The organism is Streptomyces coeruleorubidus (genome assembly GCF_008705135.1).
In the GTDB taxonomy this organism is placed as follows: Bacteria; Actinomycetota; Actinomycetes; order Streptomycetales; family Streptomycetaceae; genus Streptomyces; species Streptomyces coeruleofuscus.
This window is the reverse complement of the sequence record NZ_CP023694.1, coordinates 8,557,148-8,574,108: the sequence shown is the minus strand read 5'-3', so window position 1 is coordinate 8,574,108 and position 16,961 is coordinate 8,557,148. Positions and strand designations below refer to the sequence as shown.

At 72.4% G+C, this 16,961-nt stretch carries 19 protein-coding genes; 9 read left to right on the top strand and 10 right to left on the bottom strand.

Going from position 1 to position 16,961, the window contains the following annotated elements; genetic code table 11:
* Window positions 1-64: 64 nt before the first annotated feature.
* Window positions 65-1,291 carry an SLC13 family permease gene (locus tag CP976_RS39090; protein ID WP_229876391.1) on the top strand — a complete coding sequence of 409 codons (1,227 nt, stop codon included), beginning with the start codon at window positions 65-67 and terminating at the stop codon, window positions 1,289-1,291.
* A gap of 12 nt (window positions 1,292-1,303) precedes the next feature.
* On the opposite strand, the gene CP976_RS39085 is transcribed toward CP976_RS39090, so the two are convergent.
* Complete coding sequence (locus tag CP976_RS39085) at window positions 1,304-3,376, bottom strand: ricin-type beta-trefoil lectin domain protein (protein ID WP_150484589.1); 2,073 nt, start codon at window positions 3,374-3,376, stop codon at window positions 1,304-1,306.
* 378 nt (window positions 3,377-3,754) lie between these two features.
* On the bottom strand, window positions 3,755-4,687 hold the full coding sequence (locus tag CP976_RS39080; RefSeq protein ID WP_150484588.1) for a helix-turn-helix domain-containing protein: 933 nt from the start codon (window positions 4,685-4,687) through the stop codon (window positions 3,755-3,757).
* 63 nt (window positions 4,688-4,750) lie between these two features.
* Here CP976_RS39080 and CP976_RS39075 point away from each other — a divergent pair, with 63 nt between their 5' ends.
* A complete protein-coding gene (locus CP976_RS39075) occupies window positions 4,751-5,590 on the top strand; it encodes a phytanoyl-CoA dioxygenase family protein (protein ID WP_150484587.1) in 840 nt (279 codons plus the stop codon).
* Between the two features lie 104 nt (window positions 5,591-5,694).
* Here the strand turns inward: CP976_RS39075 and CP976_RS39070 are convergent, their stop codons facing one another.
* The 3 genes from CP976_RS39070 to CP976_RS39060 all read right to left on the bottom strand — a co-directional run bounded on the left by CP976_RS39070 (window position 5,695) and on the right by CP976_RS39060 (window position 7,797).
* Complete coding sequence (locus CP976_RS39070) at window positions 5,695-6,663, bottom strand: aldo/keto reductase (RefSeq protein ID WP_150484586.1); 969 nt, start codon at window positions 6,661-6,663, stop codon at window positions 5,695-5,697.
* 110 nt (window positions 6,664-6,773) lie between these two features.
* Complete coding sequence (locus CP976_RS39065; protein ID WP_150484585.1) at window positions 6,774-7,310, bottom strand: flavoprotein; 537 nt, start codon at window positions 7,308-7,310, stop codon at window positions 6,774-6,776.
* Window positions 7,311-7,338: 28 nt separating this feature from the next.
* Window positions 7,339-7,797 carry a nuclear transport factor 2 family protein gene (locus CP976_RS39060; RefSeq protein WP_150484584.1) on the bottom strand — a complete coding sequence of 153 codons (459 nt, stop codon included), beginning with the start codon at window positions 7,795-7,797 and terminating at the stop codon, window positions 7,339-7,341.
* Window positions 7,798-7,891: 94 nt separating this feature from the next.
* Here CP976_RS39060 and CP976_RS39055 point away from each other — a divergent pair, with 94 nt between their 5' ends.
* Entirely contained in the window at window positions 7,892-8,443 is a 552-nt protein-coding gene (locus CP976_RS39055; protein ID WP_150484583.1) for a TetR/AcrR family transcriptional regulator, read from the top strand.
* A gap of 7 nt (window positions 8,444-8,450) precedes the next feature.
* Here CP976_RS39055 and CP976_RS39050 read toward each other — a convergent pair whose 3' ends face one another.
* Window positions 8,451-8,651 (bottom strand): ferredoxin, encoded by a 201-nt coding sequence (locus CP976_RS39050; RefSeq protein WP_086854839.1) that lies wholly within the window; start codon window positions 8,649-8,651, stop codon window positions 8,451-8,453.
* Between the two features lie 12 nt (window positions 8,652-8,663).
* Window positions 8,664-9,860: a cytochrome P450 gene (locus CP976_RS39045; RefSeq protein WP_150484582.1), complete on the bottom strand. Its 1,197-nt coding sequence runs from the start codon at window positions 9,858-9,860 to the stop codon at window positions 8,664-8,666.
* A 348-nt stretch (window positions 9,861-10,208) separates the two neighbouring features.
* Here CP976_RS39045 and CP976_RS39040 point away from each other — a divergent pair, with 348 nt between their 5' ends.
* From CP976_RS39040 to CP976_RS44100, 3 genes are all read left to right on the top strand, one after another.
* Complete coding sequence (locus CP976_RS39040; protein WP_150484581.1) at window positions 10,209-10,841, top strand: LysE family transporter; 633 nt, start codon at window positions 10,209-10,211, stop codon at window positions 10,839-10,841.
* A gap of 103 nt (window positions 10,842-10,944) precedes the next feature.
* Entirely contained in the window at window positions 10,945-11,394 is a 450-nt protein-coding gene (locus CP976_RS39035) for a nitroreductase family deazaflavin-dependent oxidoreductase (protein ID WP_150484580.1), read from the top strand.
* Between the two features lie 213 nt (window positions 11,395-11,607).
* On the top strand, window positions 11,608-11,838 hold the full coding sequence (locus CP976_RS44100; protein ID WP_229876394.1) for a hypothetical protein: 231 nt from the start codon (window positions 11,608-11,610) through the stop codon (window positions 11,836-11,838).
* 229 nt (window positions 11,839-12,067) lie between these two features.
* On the opposite strand, the gene CP976_RS39025 is transcribed toward CP976_RS44100, so the two are convergent.
* The gene (locus tag CP976_RS39025; protein ID WP_150484579.1) at window positions 12,068-12,988 is read right to left on the bottom strand and encodes a cation diffusion facilitator family transporter; all 921 of its coding nucleotides are present in this window, start codon (window positions 12,986-12,988) and stop codon (window positions 12,068-12,070) included.
* 160 nt (window positions 12,989-13,148) lie between these two features.
* Here CP976_RS39025 and CP976_RS39020 point away from each other — a divergent pair, with 160 nt between their 5' ends.
* Together CP976_RS39020 and CP976_RS39015 are read left to right on the top strand one after the other, a co-directional pair.
* Entirely contained in the window at window positions 13,149-14,174 is a 1,026-nt protein-coding gene (locus tag CP976_RS39020; RefSeq protein WP_150484578.1) for a glutathione S-transferase family protein, read from the top strand.
* 38 nt (window positions 14,175-14,212) lie between these two features.
* A complete protein-coding gene (locus CP976_RS39015) occupies window positions 14,213-14,509 on the top strand; it encodes a DUF4235 domain-containing protein (protein WP_086565167.1) in 297 nt (98 codons plus the stop codon).
* A 135-nt stretch (window positions 14,510-14,644) separates the two neighbouring features.
* Here the strand turns inward: CP976_RS39015 and CP976_RS39010 are convergent, their stop codons facing one another.
* Together CP976_RS39010 and CP976_RS39005 are read right to left on the bottom strand one after the other, a co-directional pair.
* Complete coding sequence (locus CP976_RS39010; RefSeq protein WP_150484577.1) at window positions 14,645-15,037, bottom strand: VOC family protein; 393 nt, start codon at window positions 15,035-15,037, stop codon at window positions 14,645-14,647.
* Window positions 15,038-15,116: 79 nt separating this feature from the next.
* The gene (locus CP976_RS39005) at window positions 15,117-15,581 is read right to left on the bottom strand and encodes a pyridoxamine 5'-phosphate oxidase family protein (protein ID WP_150484576.1); all 465 of its coding nucleotides are present in this window, start codon (window positions 15,579-15,581) and stop codon (window positions 15,117-15,119) included.
* Window positions 15,582-15,888: 307 nt separating this feature from the next.
* On the opposite strand from CP976_RS39005, the gene CP976_RS39000 reads away from it, so the two are divergent.
* Window positions 15,889-16,920, top strand: coding sequence for a 7-epi-alpha-eudesmol synthase (locus CP976_RS39000; protein ID WP_150484575.1), 1,032 nt, complete (start codon window positions 15,889-15,891; stop codon window positions 16,918-16,920).
* Window positions 16,921-16,961: the final 41 nt, after the last annotated feature.

The following is a 16,961-nucleotide window of genomic DNA, read 5'->3' as shown; positions in this document are numbered from 1 at the left end:
GGCACGACCTGATCACGTCGCGGAGGACGCCGCCCTGAACACCCTGCTCGCCGAAGTCCTGTCCGTGGCGCTGCTGGCCGCCGTGCTCGTCTGGGCCGTGCTCCGTCCGCGAGGACTGCCCGAGGCCCTCCTGGCGGTTCCGGCCGCCGGGCTCGCGGTCGCCGTCGGAGTGATCCCGCCGGACCACGCGTGGGAGGAGATCCAGCGGCTGGGGCCCGTGGTCGGCTTCCTCGCGGCCGTGCTGGTGCTGGCGCACTTCTGCGACGTCGAGGGGCTGTTCACGGCATGCGGGGCGTGGACGGCCCGGTGGGCGGCGGGGCGCCCCACGCGGCTGCTGACCGCGGTGTTCGCGCTGGCCTCCGTCGTCACGGCCGTGCTCAGTCTGGACGCCACCGTCGTCCTGCTGACACCGGTGGTGCTCGCCACCGCCACCCGGATGGGCGTCGAGGCCCGGCCGCACCTCTACGCGTGCGCCCATCTGTCGAACACCGCCTCGCTGCTGCTGCCGGTCTCCAACCTGACCAACCTGCTGGCCTTCACGGCGAGCGGGCTGAGCTTCACCCGGTTCGCGGCACTGATGGCGCTGCCCTGGCTGGTGGCGATCGGCGCCGAGTACCTGGTGTTCCGGCGCTTCTTCGCCGACGAACTGGCCGCCCCCCTCCCCTCCCCCGACCCCGCGGAGCCTCCCGAGCTGCCCCTGTTCGCCCTGATCACCGTGGGCTGCACGCTCGCCGGGTTCGTCGTGGCCTCCGCCCTCGGTATCGCGTCGGCGTGGGCCGCCCTGGCCGGTGCGCTCGTGCTGGCCGTGCGGGCGCTGCTGCGGCGGCGGGCCACCCCGCTGACGGTGGTGCGGTCCGCGGCCCCGGCCTTCCTGGCGTTCGTGCTCGCCCTCGGCGTCGTCGTGCGGGCGGTCGTCGACCAGGGGCTCGCCCACGCGCTCCACCGGGTGCTGCCCGACGGATCGGACCTGCTCGCGCTGCTGGGCGTGGCCGCGCTGGCCGCCGTCCTGGCGAACCTCGTCAACAACCTGCCCGCGGTACTGGTGCTGCTGCCGCTGACCGCCGGAGCCGGTCCCGGTGCCGTGCTGGCGGTGCTGCTCGGCGTGAACATCGGCCCCAACCTGACCTACGCCGGATCGCTGGCGACCCTGCTGTGGCGGCGGATCGCGCAGCAGCACGGACAGCGGGCCGGGCTCGGGGAGTTCACCCGGCTCGGACTGCTCACGGTGCCCGCCGCGCTGGTGCCGGCCGTGGCGGCGCTGTGGCTGTCGCTGCGCGTCGCCGGGGTCTGAGCGCGCGTCCGGTCAGCGGTGGCCACCACCGCCGCCACCGTAGCCGCCGTACCCGTAGCCGTAACCGGGGTAGCCGTAGCCCGGGTAGCCGTAGCCGGGATAGCCGTCCTGGCCGTCCCCGTCGCAGGGGTGGCCGTAGCGGTCACAGGCCGAGTCGGTGGGGGTCGCGCTGGTCGGCGCCGGCCGCGGTGTCGCCGACGGGGCGGCGGGCGGGGTCGGTGCCGGTGTCGCCGTGGGCGTCTTCGACGGCGTGGGAGTGGGGGTGGAGGTGGGACGCGGCGCCGGGGCGTCGGCGTTCCAGTTGACGACCTCCATCTGGAGGTCCGCCTTGGAGGTGTCGATCGCCCAGCGCTGGACCTCCGCGTCGGCCCGGGCCTTGAGGACGAGGGCTCCCGAGCCGTCGGTCGCGGCCGGGGCCAGGGCGAGGTCCTGGTTCCAGCGGGGCACCAGGGCGCCCTGGAGGGTGAAGTCGTAGCGGATGTCCCTGGTGTCCGGCCGGGACGCTCCCGTGCACGCGGCCAGCCGCACCGAGTAGCCGAGGTGCGAGTCCAGGCACAGATCGGGGTCGGCGCCGTTGCGCAGCAGGCCGTCGGTCTCGTACGTCCACTGCTGGGCGACGGCCGAGGAGCAGGCGGTGAGTTCGGCCTCCGCGTCCTCGACGGCCTTGTCGCCCTCGATGCCGACGCACAGTCCCGAGGCCACGTTGTGCAGCCGGCCGCGCAGGGCGCCCTTCTCGGCGTCGCCCGCCCCGACCCAGGACGAGTCGTTCGTCGACTCGCCCGCGTCCGGGCCGGGCGTCTCGGCGGGCCGTCCCGCGCCGGACTGCGGGGAGCCGTCGCCGGAGTTGCCCAGCGACCACAGGACCAGCGGGAGGACGACCAGGCCGCTGACGGTCAGGACGCTCACGCCGACGGTGCGGCGGCGGGAGGCGCGGCGGGCCGCCTTGTGAGCGGATCTGCGGGCCGCTGTGCGGTGGCCTTCGGCGCGCGGGCCAGGGGTGGTTCCACTGGCCGGCGGGGCCTCGGGCGGGGCGGGGAAGCCGTCGTGGGCGGGCGCCTGCGCCGCTTGCTCCGTCGCGGGAGCGGGTGGCGCGGCCGCCGTGCCGACCGGGTCGGTGAACGACTCCCCGACCATGCCCGCGAGGACGACGGGGTCGGGGAAGGCCTCACCGGCCACATCGCCGGGGAGCAGCCTCTCCGCGGCGGCCGTCTTCGTGCCGGGCCGCGGGGCGTCGGTCACGTCGCTCTCCGCCGCGCCGCTCGGTCTGCCCTCCGCGTACTCTCGTCCGCCCCAGCCCAGCACGCCCTCCGCCAGGGCGAGACCGAGCCCGTGGTTGAACTGGTCGAGCTGGTCCGCGGCCGCTGCGCAGTGCCCGCAGCCCTGGATATGCGCGCGTAGATCGGGGTCGAGGTCGAGGGCGCCACGCCGGTACGTCACGTCGAGCAGCCGCAGATAGCGCCGGCACTCCTCGTCGGGCGCGAGTTCGCGGTGCAGCTGGAGGCTCTCCTCGCGCAGCCGGTCCCGGGCCCGGCCCAGTTCGACGCGGGCGCCCTCCTCGTCCAGGCCGAGCAACCCGGCGGGGACGGCGAGCGGTTCGGCCTCGACCTCGACGTGCCACAGCAGGCAGCGCGCGGACTGGGGCAGCCGCTGGAAGGCACCGGACAGCAGGCGCCGGTGCTGCTGGGGCAGCAGCCGGGCGGCCACCCGCTCCCCCTCGCCGGCCCCGGACAGCAGTTCCGGGTGCAGCATGTCGCGTCTGTGGTCGGTGGCCCACTCGGCCGCGATACGCCGTACGGTGACGAGCAGATGGGGCCGCCACGCGGAGGTGGGACCGGTCTGGCGCAGGGTTTCACCGAAGAGCCGGGTGAATGCGGCGGTGGTGAGTATTCCGGCGGAACGCGGGCCGTCGGTGCACAGCCGGGCGTAGGCGGAGGCCGCCTCCCAGTGCCGGTCCAGCAGTTCGCCGACGGGGTGAAGTGCGGGGGTCGCCCCCGTCCACTTCCTGAGCTCGGCGCTCAGTTCCTCGTCGGTCGCGCCGATCCTGCGGGCCGGACCCGGGGAATTCGACGGGCCTGCGTCGTTCACGGCTGCATTCCTCTCACGGACATGCGGAAGAAAGTCCATACCAAGGGGTATGTCGACCCGGTGGCTCGCGCACACGAAGAAAGGCGTGTGGTCCGGACGCCGACAAGGCACACCTTTGCACAGGTCAGCGACAGGGAACAAGGGATCTCACAGTTTCGTGCATTGCGTGCGCGGCCAGGGCCTTTTGACAAAGTGTCAATGTGTGGCGCGAAAGGGATTTCCGGGCTGTCCCCTCTCTTTTTCAGGTGCGTTTTCACCCGGTCCCGGGCGCCACCCGGAAACCATTGAACTGCCGCCTGCACAGCAGCTCACACCCTCGGGCCTTCCCGGCATGCCCCTTTCCAGGTCTCCTCTCGGAACCAATGACCATACCGCCGTTCAGCCCCGCCGACCGCCGTGCACCGCGTTCCGGTACGCCCCCGGAGGTGTCCCGTAGCGCTCGCGGAAGACGCGGTTGAAGTGGAACGGGCTGGCGAAACCCGAGGCCGCGGCGACGCGTTCCACGGGCAGATCGGTGCCCTCCAGCAGCCGGGCGGCGTGCCGCAGCCGCGCCTCGCGCAGGGCGCGCATGGGCGACCGGCCGAGCTGGCGGCTGAACAGATGGGCGAAGCGGGACGGGGACAGGGAGACCTGCTCGGCCAGCGAGCGGACGGTGTGCGGGGCGCCGGGGTCGGCGTCGATCAGCTCCTGGGCCCGTTGGATCCGTGCGTCGAGCCCGGGACGGGGTGCCGCCGGGCGGGCACCGGCGGTGGTGAGGAGGACGATCTCCTCCAGTGCGCACAGGGCCAGTTCACGGGCGGCGCTGCCGTGCGCGACGGCGATCTGCCCGTCGGGGGCCACCACGTCGGGCGGTGCCCCGGCGCCGGGCCGGCGGGCGTCGGCGTGCATCCGCCGGAACGCCGCCTCGACACGGCCGTGCACTCCGGCCGGGGCGGACGTGACCACGTACACCCCGTCACCGGCGTCGTACGGCCGCAGCCATCCGGGCCACGACGGGCGGGCCTGGCAGTGCGCCCACCAGAACCGCCAGTGCCGGGCGCCGGGCCCGACCGCGTAACCGTGCGGGACGCCCGGGGCGAGCACCACCAGCCGGCCCGCGCCGGCCGAGGTCTCCACGCCGCCCTGCCAGAGCCGTCCGCGGCCTGCCGTGGTCCAGGTGAACAGCCAGCTCGCGGAGCCGCGCGGCCGGTTGACGACGTATCCGGGCGGCTGGTCGAAGTGGCCGAGCACGACCAGGCCGGGCGGTGGTGCGGGGTCCCCCTCGTACCCGTGCTCAGCAGTGCCGGGCAATCCGTCAGCACGCACGGGCATCCTCCTCGGCGCCTCGGTGGCCTAGCGTGTCGTGCCGGGGACACCTGACCGAGGAGTGCGCTGATGACAGTCACGGGCAATGGCGCCGCCGGCGCTCCCATCCTGGACCCCGCGGCGCTCCGGCGGTACCGGGAGCGTTTCGAGGAGGACGGTTTCACGGTCGTGCGCGGGCTCTTCGGGGCCGACGAGACCGGGCGGCTGTGCGACGAGTTCTCGGCGCTGCGTGCGGCCGGACCGGTCCCCGGGCACTTCGAGCCGCGTGCGTCCGGGCCGGGCGCCGATCCGCTGCACGTCTGGCCGCGGGTGATGCACCCGCACGAGATCAGCGACCTGGCTCGCGACGTCCTGCTGGACGCCCGGCTGCGCACGGTTCTGGAGGTGCTTCTCGGGGAGGAGGTCCTCGCCGCGCAGAGCATGTTCTACTTCAAGCCGCCGGGGGCCCGGGGGCAGGCGCTGCACCAGGACAACTTCTATCTGCGGGTGGAGCCGGGCACCTGTGTGGCGGCGTGGCTGGCCTGCGAGGTGATCGACCGGGAGAACGGCGGGCTGGAGGTCGTGCCGGGCACGCACCGGATGGACCTGTTCTGCCCGGAGGAGGCGGACGCGGGGGTGTCCTTCGCGCGGGAGTACGTTCCGCCGCCGCCCGGGCTGGCGCCGGTGCCGGTGGACATGGAGCCGGGGGATGTTCTGTTCTTCAACGGCAGTCTGGTGCACGGGTCGCAGCCGAACCGTGCGGTGGATCGGTTCCGGCGGTCGTTCATCGGGCATTACGTGGGCCGGTCGGCGGAGCGGATCGGGGGGTTCTACCGGACGTTGACGATGAACGGGGCGAGGGTGGAGTTGCCGGAGAGCGAGGGGGCGGGGCCCTGCGGGACGGAGTTCGCGCCGCAGGGGCCCCACTGAGCGCTCCGCGGGAAAGGCGGTGGTTCGTCCGCGGCGCCGTCGTGGCTGGTCGCGCCCACGCGGCGGAGCCGCACATCGATTCAGCCCCGCACCCCTACACGGTTTCAGTGGCCGGCGATCGGATGCGGCGTGTAGGGCCGCTCCAGTTCGTCCAGTTCCTTGTCGCTGAGCTGGAGTTCCACGGCGGCCACCGCGTCCTCCAGGTGCCCGGGCTTCGACGCTCCCACGATCGGTGCCGTCACCGTGTCCTGGTGGAGCAGCCAGGCGAGGGCGATCCGGGCGCGGGGCACGCCGCGCGCCTCGGCGATGCGGGTGACCGCCTCGACGATGGTCCGGTCGCCCTCCTGGTAGAGGTTGCCGCCGAAGGTGTCGGTGGCGCTGCGCTCGGTCGTGGTGCCCCAGTCGCGGGTGAGGCGGCCCCGGGCGAGGGGGCTCCAGGGCAGCACGCCGACGCCCTGGTCCGCGCACAGGGGCAGCATCTCGCGCTCCTCCTCGCGGTAGAGGAGGTTGTAGTGGTTCTGCATGGAGACGAAGCGGGTCCAACCGTTCAGCCGGGCGGTGTACTGGGCCTTGGAGAACTGCCAGGCGTACATCGAACTCGCCCCGATGTAACGGACCTTGCCGGCCTTGACGACGTCGTGCAGGGCCTCCATCGTCTCCTCGACCGGGGTATGCGGGTCGAAGCGGTGGATCTGGTAGAGGTCGACGTAGTCGGTGCCGAGCCGGGTGAGGCTCTGGTCGAGCTCGCTGAGGATGGCCTTGCGGGACAGTCCGCCGCCGTTGGGCCCGGGGCGCATCCGGCCGTGCACCTTCGTCGCGAGCACGATCTCGTCACGGCGGGCGAAGTCGCGCAGGGCCCGGCCGACGATCTCCTCGCTGGTGCCGTCGGAGTAGACGTTCGCCGTGTCGAAGAAGTTGATCCCCGCCTCGACCGCCTGCCGGATCAGCGGGCGCGAGGCCTCCTCGTCGAGGGTCCACTCGTGCCGGCCCCGGTCCGGCAGGCCGTAGGTCATGCACCCCAGACAGATCCGCGACACGTCCAGGCCCGTCGAACCGAGCTTCACGTACTGCATCGTTGCTGCTCCTGCCTTCGGGAGGTGTTCCAGACGGAGCGTACGTGTTCGCGTGCACTCGAAGACGTGCCCGGGCCGCAGTGAGCCTGTGCGGGGTCAGCGGCTGACCGTCAGCCGCGTTCGACCAGGTCCAGCGCCCGCTCCCACCCGAACTCCGGCCGCCCGCCGTCCTCTTTCGGCTCTCCGGAGTACGGGTCCCCGAACCGCACGCCCATCCCCCGCAGCCGTTCCAGACTGTCCCGGTAGGCGGGGTGGGAGGACAGCGCGTCGGCCACGCACGGCAGGACGGCGATCGGCACACCGAGTCCCGCGGCCTCGCACAGGGTGCCCAGGGCGAGGGTGTCGGCGATGCCGGCCGCCCACTTGTTGACGGTGTTGAAGGTGGCGGGCGCGACGACCACGGCGTCGGGCGCCGGGAACGGGCGCGGCTCACCCGGCGTGCGCCAGGCGGACCGGATCGGGCGGCCCGTCTGTGCCTCGACGGCCGCGGTGTCGAAGAAGCCGTTCATGGCGACGGGCGTGGCGATGACACCGACCTCCCAGTCTCGCTCCTGCGCCGCGGTGATCAGTTTGCTGACGTCCGCGGCGATACCGGCGGCGCAGACGACGACGTAGAGGAAGGGCTTCCGGGTGGGCTGTTCGGTCATCCCGGAAACCCTAGTCACTCCGCCTGCCTCACCGGACGGGGAGCGTGGCTCCGCGCTCCGGCTCCGGCCGTGGGCCGAAGATGCGGCGCTCCCGCTCCTCGATCGGTACGTCGTTGATGCTCGCCTCGCGGCGGGTCATCAGGCCGTGCTCGTCGAACTCCCACAGTTCGTTGCCGTAGGAGCGCCACCAGCGGCCGTCGGCGTCCCGGCACTCGTACTGGAAGCGGACGGCGATGCGGTTGCCGTCGAAGGCCCACAGGTCCTTGCGCAGCGCGTACTCCTGCTCGCGCTCCCACTTCCGGGTCAGGAACTCGGCGATCCCGGCGCGGCCGGTGACGAAGGTGTCGCGGTTGCGCCAGACGGAGTCCTCCGAGTAGGCGAGGGCGACCTTGTGCGGATCGCGGGTGTTCCAGGCGTCCTCGGCGGCCTGGACCTTCTGCGCGGCGGTGTCCCGCGTGAAGGGCGGCAGCGGCGGGCGGCCGGTCATGGGTCCTCCCCTGATCGACAGTGGAGAACGGGCGTTCTCCCCAGCGGTGCTACGGTAGGAGAACGCTCGTTCTCGCGTCAAGGAGTGGTCGTACATGGACAGCGCAGTGGCCCGGGAGCGGGCGCTGGACGCCGCCGAGGAGCTGTTCTACGGGCGGGGCGTGCGGTCCGTCGGCATGGACGACGTCCGCGGCAGCTCCGGGGTCTCGCTCAAGCGGCTCTATCAGCTGTTCCCGGCGAAGGAGCAGCTGGTGGAGGCGTATCTGGAGCGGCGTGACGCGCGCTGGCGCGGGCAACTGGCCGAGTACGTCGAGCGGTACGGGGAGCCGCGGGAGCGGATCCTTGCCGTGTTCGACTGGCTGGGCCGGTGGTTCGGCGAGCCGGACTTCCGGGGCTGCGCGTGGATCAACGCGTACGGGGAGCTCGGCGCGACGTCCCCGCGCGTGGCCGGCCAGGTGCGTGCCCACAAGCGGGCTTTCCGGGACTACCTCACCTCACTGGTCGAAGCGGCGGGGCTGCCCGGCCCACTGGCCGGGCAGCTCTTCCTGCTCGCCGAGGGCGCCATGGTCACGGCGGGTGTCACCAGGAGCGCCGAGCCCGCGGCCGAGGCGCGGGAGGCCGCCCGGTTGCTCCTGGAGGTCGCCTGATGCTGTGTCAGCCCACGGTCTCGGAGACGGTGATGGCGCTCACAGGGCAGGCCCGGGCCGCCTCCCGCACCAGCGGGCTGCCGCTGCCGTCCTCCCGGCCCGGCAGCAGGGCGCTGTAGCCGTCGTCGTCCTGGGTGAACACGTCCGGGGCGGTCAGGGCACACTGGCCCGCACCGATGCAGACGTCCTTGTCGATGTCGATATGCATGGCGGAAGCCTCTTACCAGGTCACGGGAAGTTCCAGCATCCCCTGGATCGTGTCGCCGGGTTTGAAGGGGATTTCCTCTGCGGGAGCGGCCAGGCGCAGCGTGGGCAGCCGGTCGAAGAGGGTGTGCAGGGCGATCTCCAGTTCGGCGCGGGCGAGGTTCTGGCCGAGGCACTGGTGGATGCCGAAGCCGAAGGCGACGTGGTGCCGGGCCGGGCGGCTCCAGTCGAGCGTGTCCGGATCGGGGTAGACCGTCTCGTCGCGGTTGATGACGGAGGTCGCGAAGACCACGCCGTCCCCCTTGCGGATGGTCGTCCCGGCCACCTCGATGTCCTCGACGGCCAGGCGCAGCAGACCGTCGGCGATCGACAGCATCCGCATCAGCTCCTCGACCGCGGCCGGAAGCAGCCCCGGGTCGGCGCGCAACTCGGCGAGCCGCTCGGGGTGCTGGAGCAGGGTGTAGGTGCCGAGCGAGATCATGTTGGCGGTCGTCTCGTGGCCCGCGACCAGCAGGATGAGCGCCAGGGCGGTCAGGCCGTCGCGGTCGAGCGCGCCGTCGCGAAGCTGCCGGTGGACGAGGTCGTCCAGCAGGCCGGTGCCGGGGTCCTGCTGCTTGTGGTCGATCAGCTCGCCGAAGTACGCCTCCAGCCGGTCGCGGGCGTCCTCCACGTCGGCGGTCTCCGGGCCGCGCAGCAGCCGTCGCGACTGCGTCTCGAAGAAGTCGTGGTCGGCGTACGGGACGCCGAGCAGGGCGCAGATCACCATGGACGGCACGGGCAGCGCGAAGGTGGTCACCAGGTCCGCGGGCGGGCCCTGGGCGATCATCGCGTCGAGCCGCTCGTCGACGATCTGCTGGATTTGCGGCCGGAGTTCGACGGCCCGTTTGAGGGTGAAGTCGCCGACGACCATCCGCCGCTGGGTGCGGTGCTCGGGGTCGTCGACGCCCAGCAGGGCCGTTCTGCGGTTCGTGATCCCGGCGAACCGCCGGGTCGGGGCGGGGAAGCCGGGGCGGCTGCGGTTGGAGGACAGGCGCGGGTCGGCGAGCAGCGCGCGGGCGGTCGCGTGCCCGCTGACCAGCCACGCCTCACGGCCGTCGAAGAGGGTGATACGGGTCAGGGGGCGCTCGCCGCGCAGCGGATCGTAGGCGGCGGGCGGCTGATAGGGGCAGGTCCGGCTCTGGGGGAAGGCGACGGGTGCGGTCGTTTCCGTCATGAAGACCTCGCAGACGAAGTATGCGTCGTGCCGATCTTCATTAGATGCCTCGGGCATCTATGGGGCGACGCGAAGTTCGGCCAGATCGGCGCACGGTGCAACATGGCCGAGGAATGCCGTCTTCCAGTTCGAACGCCGGGCGTCGGGAGCCGGGTGCGAGGCTTGGCCCTCGCCGGACGCCGGGGCGCGGCGGTGCCGGTTCGAAAACCGGTTGTCGGCGGGACGGGACAGGCCCCAGGATCCAGCCATGCCTACGTTCGCCGTCCATCTGCCGCTGTCCGCCGCCGCTCCTGCCACGCGCCGACAGCAGCCGTCCGGACACCGTGGAGGGCCGACCGCGCCGCGGTCATGACGACCGCGCTCCTCGCGGGGCTGCTCGCCGGATACGGCATCGCCGTCCCCGTCGGCGCGGTCGGGACGTACCTGGTCTCCCTCACCGCCCGCACGTCCCTGCGCACCGGTGTCTGTGCCGCGCTCGGCATCGCGACCGCCGACGGGCTGTACGCCCTCGCGGCCACGCTCGGGGGAACGGCCCTGGCCGGCGTGTTGCGGCCGGTGCTCGGGCCGCTGCGGTGGGTCTGTGTCCTGGTGCTGCTCGTGCTGGCGGTGTGGGGCGCGGTCACCGCCGTGCGGGAGTACCGCGGCCACCGGCTGGCCACGCGGACGGCCCCCGCTCCCCCGGGACCCGGCCGGGCCTACCTGGGGCTGCTCGGCATCACCCTGCTGAACCCCACCACCGTGATCTACTTCGCGGCGCTCGTGCTCGGCTCCCAGGCGACTGGCCCGGCCGGCCCGCTGGAGCAGGGCGTCTTCGTGCTCGCCGCCTTCATCGCCTCCGCGAGCTGGCAGGTGCTGCTCGCCGGGAGCGGGGCCCTGCTGGGGCGGGCGCTGACCGGTCACCGGGGCCGGCTGGGGACGGCGCTGGTGGCGAGCGGGGTCATGACGGCTCTGGCCGTGCGGATGGCGCTGGCGCCGGGGTGAGGTGCCCGGCCGGCTCGATGTGCCGCGGTGCGGATGATTCGGGGGCGTACCGGTGTTGAATCCGGGTGCCAGTCAGCCGTGACGCGACGATGGGACGGATGCCATGCCTCTCGAGGGCGAGTACGAACCCAGCCCGACGCAGTGGGTGCGCAAGCAGGTGGAACTGTACGAGAGCTCCGGCGGTACGGAGGGGACGACGCTCCAGGGCTCGAAGATGCCGGTGGTCCTCCTGACCTCACGGGGCGTCAGGAGCGGCAAGCTGCGCAAGACACCGGTGATGCGGGTGGAGCACGAGGGGCGTTACGCCGCGGTCGCCTCGCTCGGTGGCGCGCCCAAGCACCCGGTCTGGTACTTCAACATCAAGGCCGATCCGCACGTGGAGCTCCAGGACGGTCCGGTCAAGCAGGACATGATCGCCCGCGAGGTCACGGGCCAGGAGAAGGCCGAGTGGTGGGAGCGCGCCGTCGCGGCGTATCCGGCCTACGCCGACTACCAGAAGAAGACGGACCGGGAGATACCGGTGTTCGTGCTGGAGCCGGCTGACGGGGGGTGAGTCCCCGGGGGCTTCGGGCGGGCCCGGGGTGATTCCGGCCGGGCGGAGGCCGCCCTTCGGCCAGGCCGCCGGGCGGAGGGCGCACTTCGGGCCAGCCGCCGGGCGGAGGTCAGCCCTCCGGGCAAGCCGCCGGGCGGATCGGAGCCGGCCGGCGGCCGGGGCAACGCGACCCCGAAGACGGGCGCCCCCGAGCCCGGACGGAAGGAGAGCAGCGTGTCGACACCGTCCGAGCCCCGGCAGCCGCACGACGGACCGGCCCTCGAACCCATCCGCGTCCTGCGGCCTCGCCGCACCGACGCACTCGCGGAACTGATGCGGGAGTACCGCGAGGAGATCGGCTCGGCCCCGGGCGGCAACGAGCCCCGCGGCAACGAGTTTCGGCTACGAGTCCAGCCCTCCGGGCCAGCCGCCGGGCGGAAGCCAGCCCTTCGGGCAGGCCGGTAGCGGTTCGCCGTCCAGGCGCCATGTCTCCGGCCGCAGAGGGCGAAGCGGCCACCGCCCGTCCGGCCGGCGCCCTGGACGTCGGGCGCGCTCCGTGGTCGGTCCCTCGGGACCCGCCCGGAGCGACGACCGGAGCGGGCCGGACAGCCCAAGCCGACCACCCTGTCGGGTGGTCGGCGAAAAAACTTCTCCGGGGCGCTGCATGAACCGTCCGCGACGGGGCACGCGAGGGTCAGGCCCCGCCGCGTTCCCCCGTCGCGGCGGGGCTTTCCGCTGCCTCCTGCGCGCGACGGTCGGTGACGTCGAGGAAGATCTGGTCGGCCTCGGGCACCGTCCGGGCTATGGAGCGCTTGATGCGGACGGCGACGTCCTCGACGTGCTCGCTGTCCAGGCCGGGCACGAGGTCGACGCGGGCGGCCACGAGGGCCGAGTCGAGGCCCGTCTTCATGGTGAACAGCGCCTCCACGCTGTCGATCTCCGGCTGTGCCCGCAGCAGCTCCCGGATCCGCCCGCTCGCCTCCCGGTCGGCCGCCTCGCCGATCAGCTGGTCGCGGGCGTCACGGCCCAGCCGGTAGGCGACGTAGACCAGCAGCGCGCCGATCGCCAGGGAGGCGGACGCCTCCCACACCACCTGGCCCGTGACCATGTGCAGCGCCATGCCGGCGATGGCCAGCGTGACGCCGAGCACCGCGGTGCCGTCCTCGGCGACGACCGTGCGCAGGGCGGGGTCGCGCAGCCCGGCGACCGTGCCGCCCTGCCGGCGCACCTGGTACAGCGCCCGCAGCAGAGAGGCGCCCTCCGCGAGGAGGGCGATGCCGAGCACGATCAGACCGGCGACATAGCCGCCGAGTTTCTCCTCCCCGCCGCTCACCAGGGCCTCGATGCCCTGGAAGAAGGAGAAGCACCCGCCCATGACGAAGATCCCGACGGCCGCGAGGAGCGACCAGAAGAACCGCTCCTTGCCGTAGCCGAAGGGGTGACGCCGGTCGGCGGGGCGGCGGCTGCGGCGCAGTGCCGCCAGTAAGAACACCTCGTTCATGCTGTCGGCCACCGAGTGGGCCGCCTCCGACAGCAGCGCCGGCGATCCCGCGGCCAGGCCGCCGACCGCCTTCGCCGCCGCGATCACCAGATTGGCGGCGAGCGCCACCAGCACGGTGACGCGTGTCCTCCGATCAGTTCCTTCTGCAGTCACCCACGCCGATTGCCCCGGTCGGCGGTGCTCACACCGTGCCGTCGGCGGAAAAAGGGGAACGCGTTCACCAGGGCACACGCACGACAAGCAGGCCACACGTATGCCGAAGGAGGTCATCCCCATGAGCCGCGACGACGGCGACGGCGGCAACAGCGCCTACGGGAGGAGGTCGTTCAAACGGTCCAAGGCGCATTTCGCGGACCGGATCACCGCCGACGGCCGGGACGGCTGGCCGGCGGAGGCCGGCCGCTACCGTCTGGTCGTCAGCCGCGCCTGCCCGTGGGCGAGCCGGTCGCTGGTCTCCCGGCGGCTGCTCGGCCTGGAGGACGCGCTGTCCCTGGCCGTCGCCGACCCGATCCAGGACGACCGCAGCTGGCGCTTCACACTGGACGAGGACGGCCGCGACCCGGTCCTCGGCATCCGCTACCTCAGCCAGGCCTACGACCGGCGGGAGACGGACCACCCGGGCGGTGTCAGCGTGCCGGCGATGGTGGACGTGCCCAGCGGGAAGCTGGTCACCAACGACTACCAGCAGATCACGCTCGACCTCGCGACCGAGTGGACGGCGCTGCACCGGGAGGGCGCGCCCGACCTGTATCCGCTGAAGCTGCGCGACGAGATCGACGAGGTGATGGCGGACGTCTACGAGGACGTCAACAACGGCGTGTACCGGGCGGGTTTCGCCACCGAACAGGAGGAGTACGAGACCGCCTGCGCGGGCGTCTTCCGGCGGCTGGAGCTGCTCGCGGACCGGCTGGAGCGGCAGCGGTACCTCGTCGGCGACACCATCACCGAGGCGGACATCCGGCTGTTCACCACGCTGGTCCGTTTCGACGCGGTCTACCACGGCCACTTCAAGTGCAACCGCTGGAAGCTGACGGAGAACAGGGTGCTGTGGGGCTATGCCCGTGACCTCTATCAGACGCCCGGGTTCGGCGACACCGTCGACTTCGACCACATCAAGCGCCACTACTACCAGGTGCACACGGGCATCAACCCGACCCGCGTCGTGCCGCTGGGCCCGGACCTGTCCGGCTGGCTGACCCCGCACCACCGCGAGGAGCTGGGCGGCCGGCCGTTCGGTGACGGCACGCCGCCCGGGCCGGTCCGCGCCGAGGAGCGGGTCCCGGCCGCGGGCACACCCTGACCACTTTCCACCCACCCTCACCGATCAAGGAGATTCGCGTGGCCAAGAAGAAGAAGCTTCCCTTCGCCTACCAGCCCCTCGGGTTCGTGCTGGGCTGGTCGAGCGGCTGGCTGGCCGGGCTGGCCTTCCGCAAGACGTGGATGGCGATCCGGAACGAGGAGGACGCTCCCGACGCGCTGGACAAGGACCGCGGCTGGGGCGAGATCCTGCTGGCCGCCGCGGTCCAGGGCGCCATCTTCGCCGTGGTGCGCAGCGCGGTGGACCGCGCGGGCGCCAAGGCGATCGAGCGTTCCACCGGCACGTGGCCGGCCGGGGAGAAGGGCGGCCGCGACTGAGAACGACGCGGCCCCGCCCCGCCGGTGCGGCGGGGCGGGGCCGGCCTGTGCGGGGCCGCCGCGCCCCTCAGATGTCGATCGTTGCCCGTACGGAGATCGCGGGAGGGCCGCCGGCAACCGGCCCGCCGCCTCCGGTCAGCCCTGTTTGGGCGCGGTCGGTGGGGTGCGGCGCAGGACGAAGGAGTGGCCTGCCGGGTCGGCGTAGCCCCGCTCCTCCAGGGGGCCCGAGGCGTCCTTGGCCTCCAGGGGGCGGCCGCCGAGGGAGATGACCCGGCGTTCCACCGCGTCGAGGTCGTCCACCACGAATTCCAGGTGCGCCTGGAGGGAGTTCTCCGGGCGGGGCCAGCTGGGCGGTGTCGCGTTGACGTCCCGGCGCAGGGCGACGCGGAAGCCGTCCGCGCCCTTGATCTCCACCCGGTTGGCGGTCGCGTCCGCCTCTTCCCCTTCCAGCAGCTCCTTGTAGAACACGGCGAGTTTCTCGGGCTCGGCACAGTCGAGCACCAGGACACCCGCTTTCACCAGTGCCATGTCTCCTCCGCAGGATTCCGGCCGCGGGGCGGTCGTGCCCCGCGGCCCTGTACCTTGCGGATATCCCGGTCCGGCCGATTCAGTCGGCCGTCAACCACCGTCCGGCGCGCATGAGTTCGCGGCCGTCCAGTTCGTTGGCCTCCCGCCAGGCCTGCACCCGCTGCGGCACGACGCGGAAGTAGAGGTACGGCGTGGCCAGCCCGCGGGGGTCGAACCCGGTCTTGGCGGCGAAGAGTTCGGCGTCCTGCTCGGTCAGCTCGCCGGGCTGGACGGTCTCCACGGTGCCCTCGACGAGCACGACGTCACGGGTCGGCCCGATTCCGACGCGGGCCCGGCCGGTCGCGGCCAGATTCCGTCCGGTGGGGCTCGACGCGGGGGTGGCGAACAGCAGGTACGAGCCGTTCCAGAGGAAGGACAGCGGGACGAGGTACGGCGTCCCGGACGTGCCGTCGGCCGTGGCGACCCAGGCGTCCACGTCGTGCTCCAGGCGGTGCAGGGTGTCCTTCTTGCGCTGCTCAGCGCTGCGTGCGGGTTCGGACGTCATCGTCGGCAATCCTCCTGAAGCGTCGTCAACTGACGTCTACCAGTGTGACGTTCCGAGGCTGCGGAGGCACGGTGGACAAGCCGATGCCGGGTGAGGGACGAGGGAGTATACGCAGCTCATGCGGTTCGGGCAGTAACGGAGATCACGGCAGGGTCACGGAATGGCTGATTCGCGCCTTGGGCAGTCTCGTACCGCTTCTCGGTTCAACTTTCGGACTGTGAAGCCGAGTTCGAGTGTGCGGACGGTCACGGCACCGTCCGCTCGCAGGGGCGGGGGGCTCTGCGGTCCGTCTCCCGAAAGGAAGCCCATGCCTCAGGACGTCCGGTTCGACCTCCCCTTCGACACCCCGGTCAGCGAGCATCTGGAGTACGCCCGGGCACGTCATCTGCGCTGGGTGTGGGAGATGCGCCTGGTCCGCAGCCGGGAGGGGTTCGAGGAGTACAAGTCCTGGGACCTGCCCCAGGCGGCCGCCCGCACCTATCCGCACGCGTCGGCGGACGACATGGTCGTCCTGATGAACTGGTTCTCACTGGCCTTCCTCTTCGACGACCAGTTCGACGCCAGTCAGCCGGACCGCGCCGACCGCATAGCGGAGGTCGCACGGGAACTGATCGTCACTCCCCTGCGGCCGGCCGGCAGCCCTCCCCGTGTGGCCTGTCCGATCACTCTCGCCTGGGCGGAGGTGTGGAACCACCTCTCGCATGGCATGTCCCTGACATGGCAGACGCGTTTCGCCGCCTCGTGGGGGCGGTTCCTGGTCGCGCACTGCGAGGAGGTCGACCTGGCGGCCCGGGGCCTGGAGGGCACGCTGGGGCTCGACGAGTACGCCGAGTTCCGGCGCCGTACGGTCGGCATCCACCACAGCATCGACGCGGGCGAGCGCAGCCGCGGCTTCGAGGTGCCGGCACAAGCGATGGGACATCCGGTGATGGAGCGGATGCGTGATCTGGCCGCGGACACCATCGGGTTCATGAACGACATCCACTCCTTCGAGCGCGAGAAGCGGCGCGGCGACGGCCACAACCTCATCGCCGTGCTGCGCCGGGAGCGGGGCTGCTCCTGGCAGGAGGCCACGGACGAGGCGTACCGGATGACGATCGCCTGTCTCGACGAGTACCTCGAACTCCAGGAGCGCGTCCCGCAGATGTGCGACGAGTTGCGGCTCGACGAGGCGGAGCGGGACCGGGTGCGGATGGGGGTCGAGGCCATCCAGCACTGGATCAACGGCAACTACGAGTGGGCGCTGACCAGCGGCCGCTACGCGGCGGCGAAGGAGGGCCCCGTGGCGACGGCGGAACTGGCCGGGCGGGGCTCGGTGGACGACCTGCTGACCGTGTGAGGAACGGGGTGGTGCCCGGCCGGTGTCCGGCCGGGCATCCT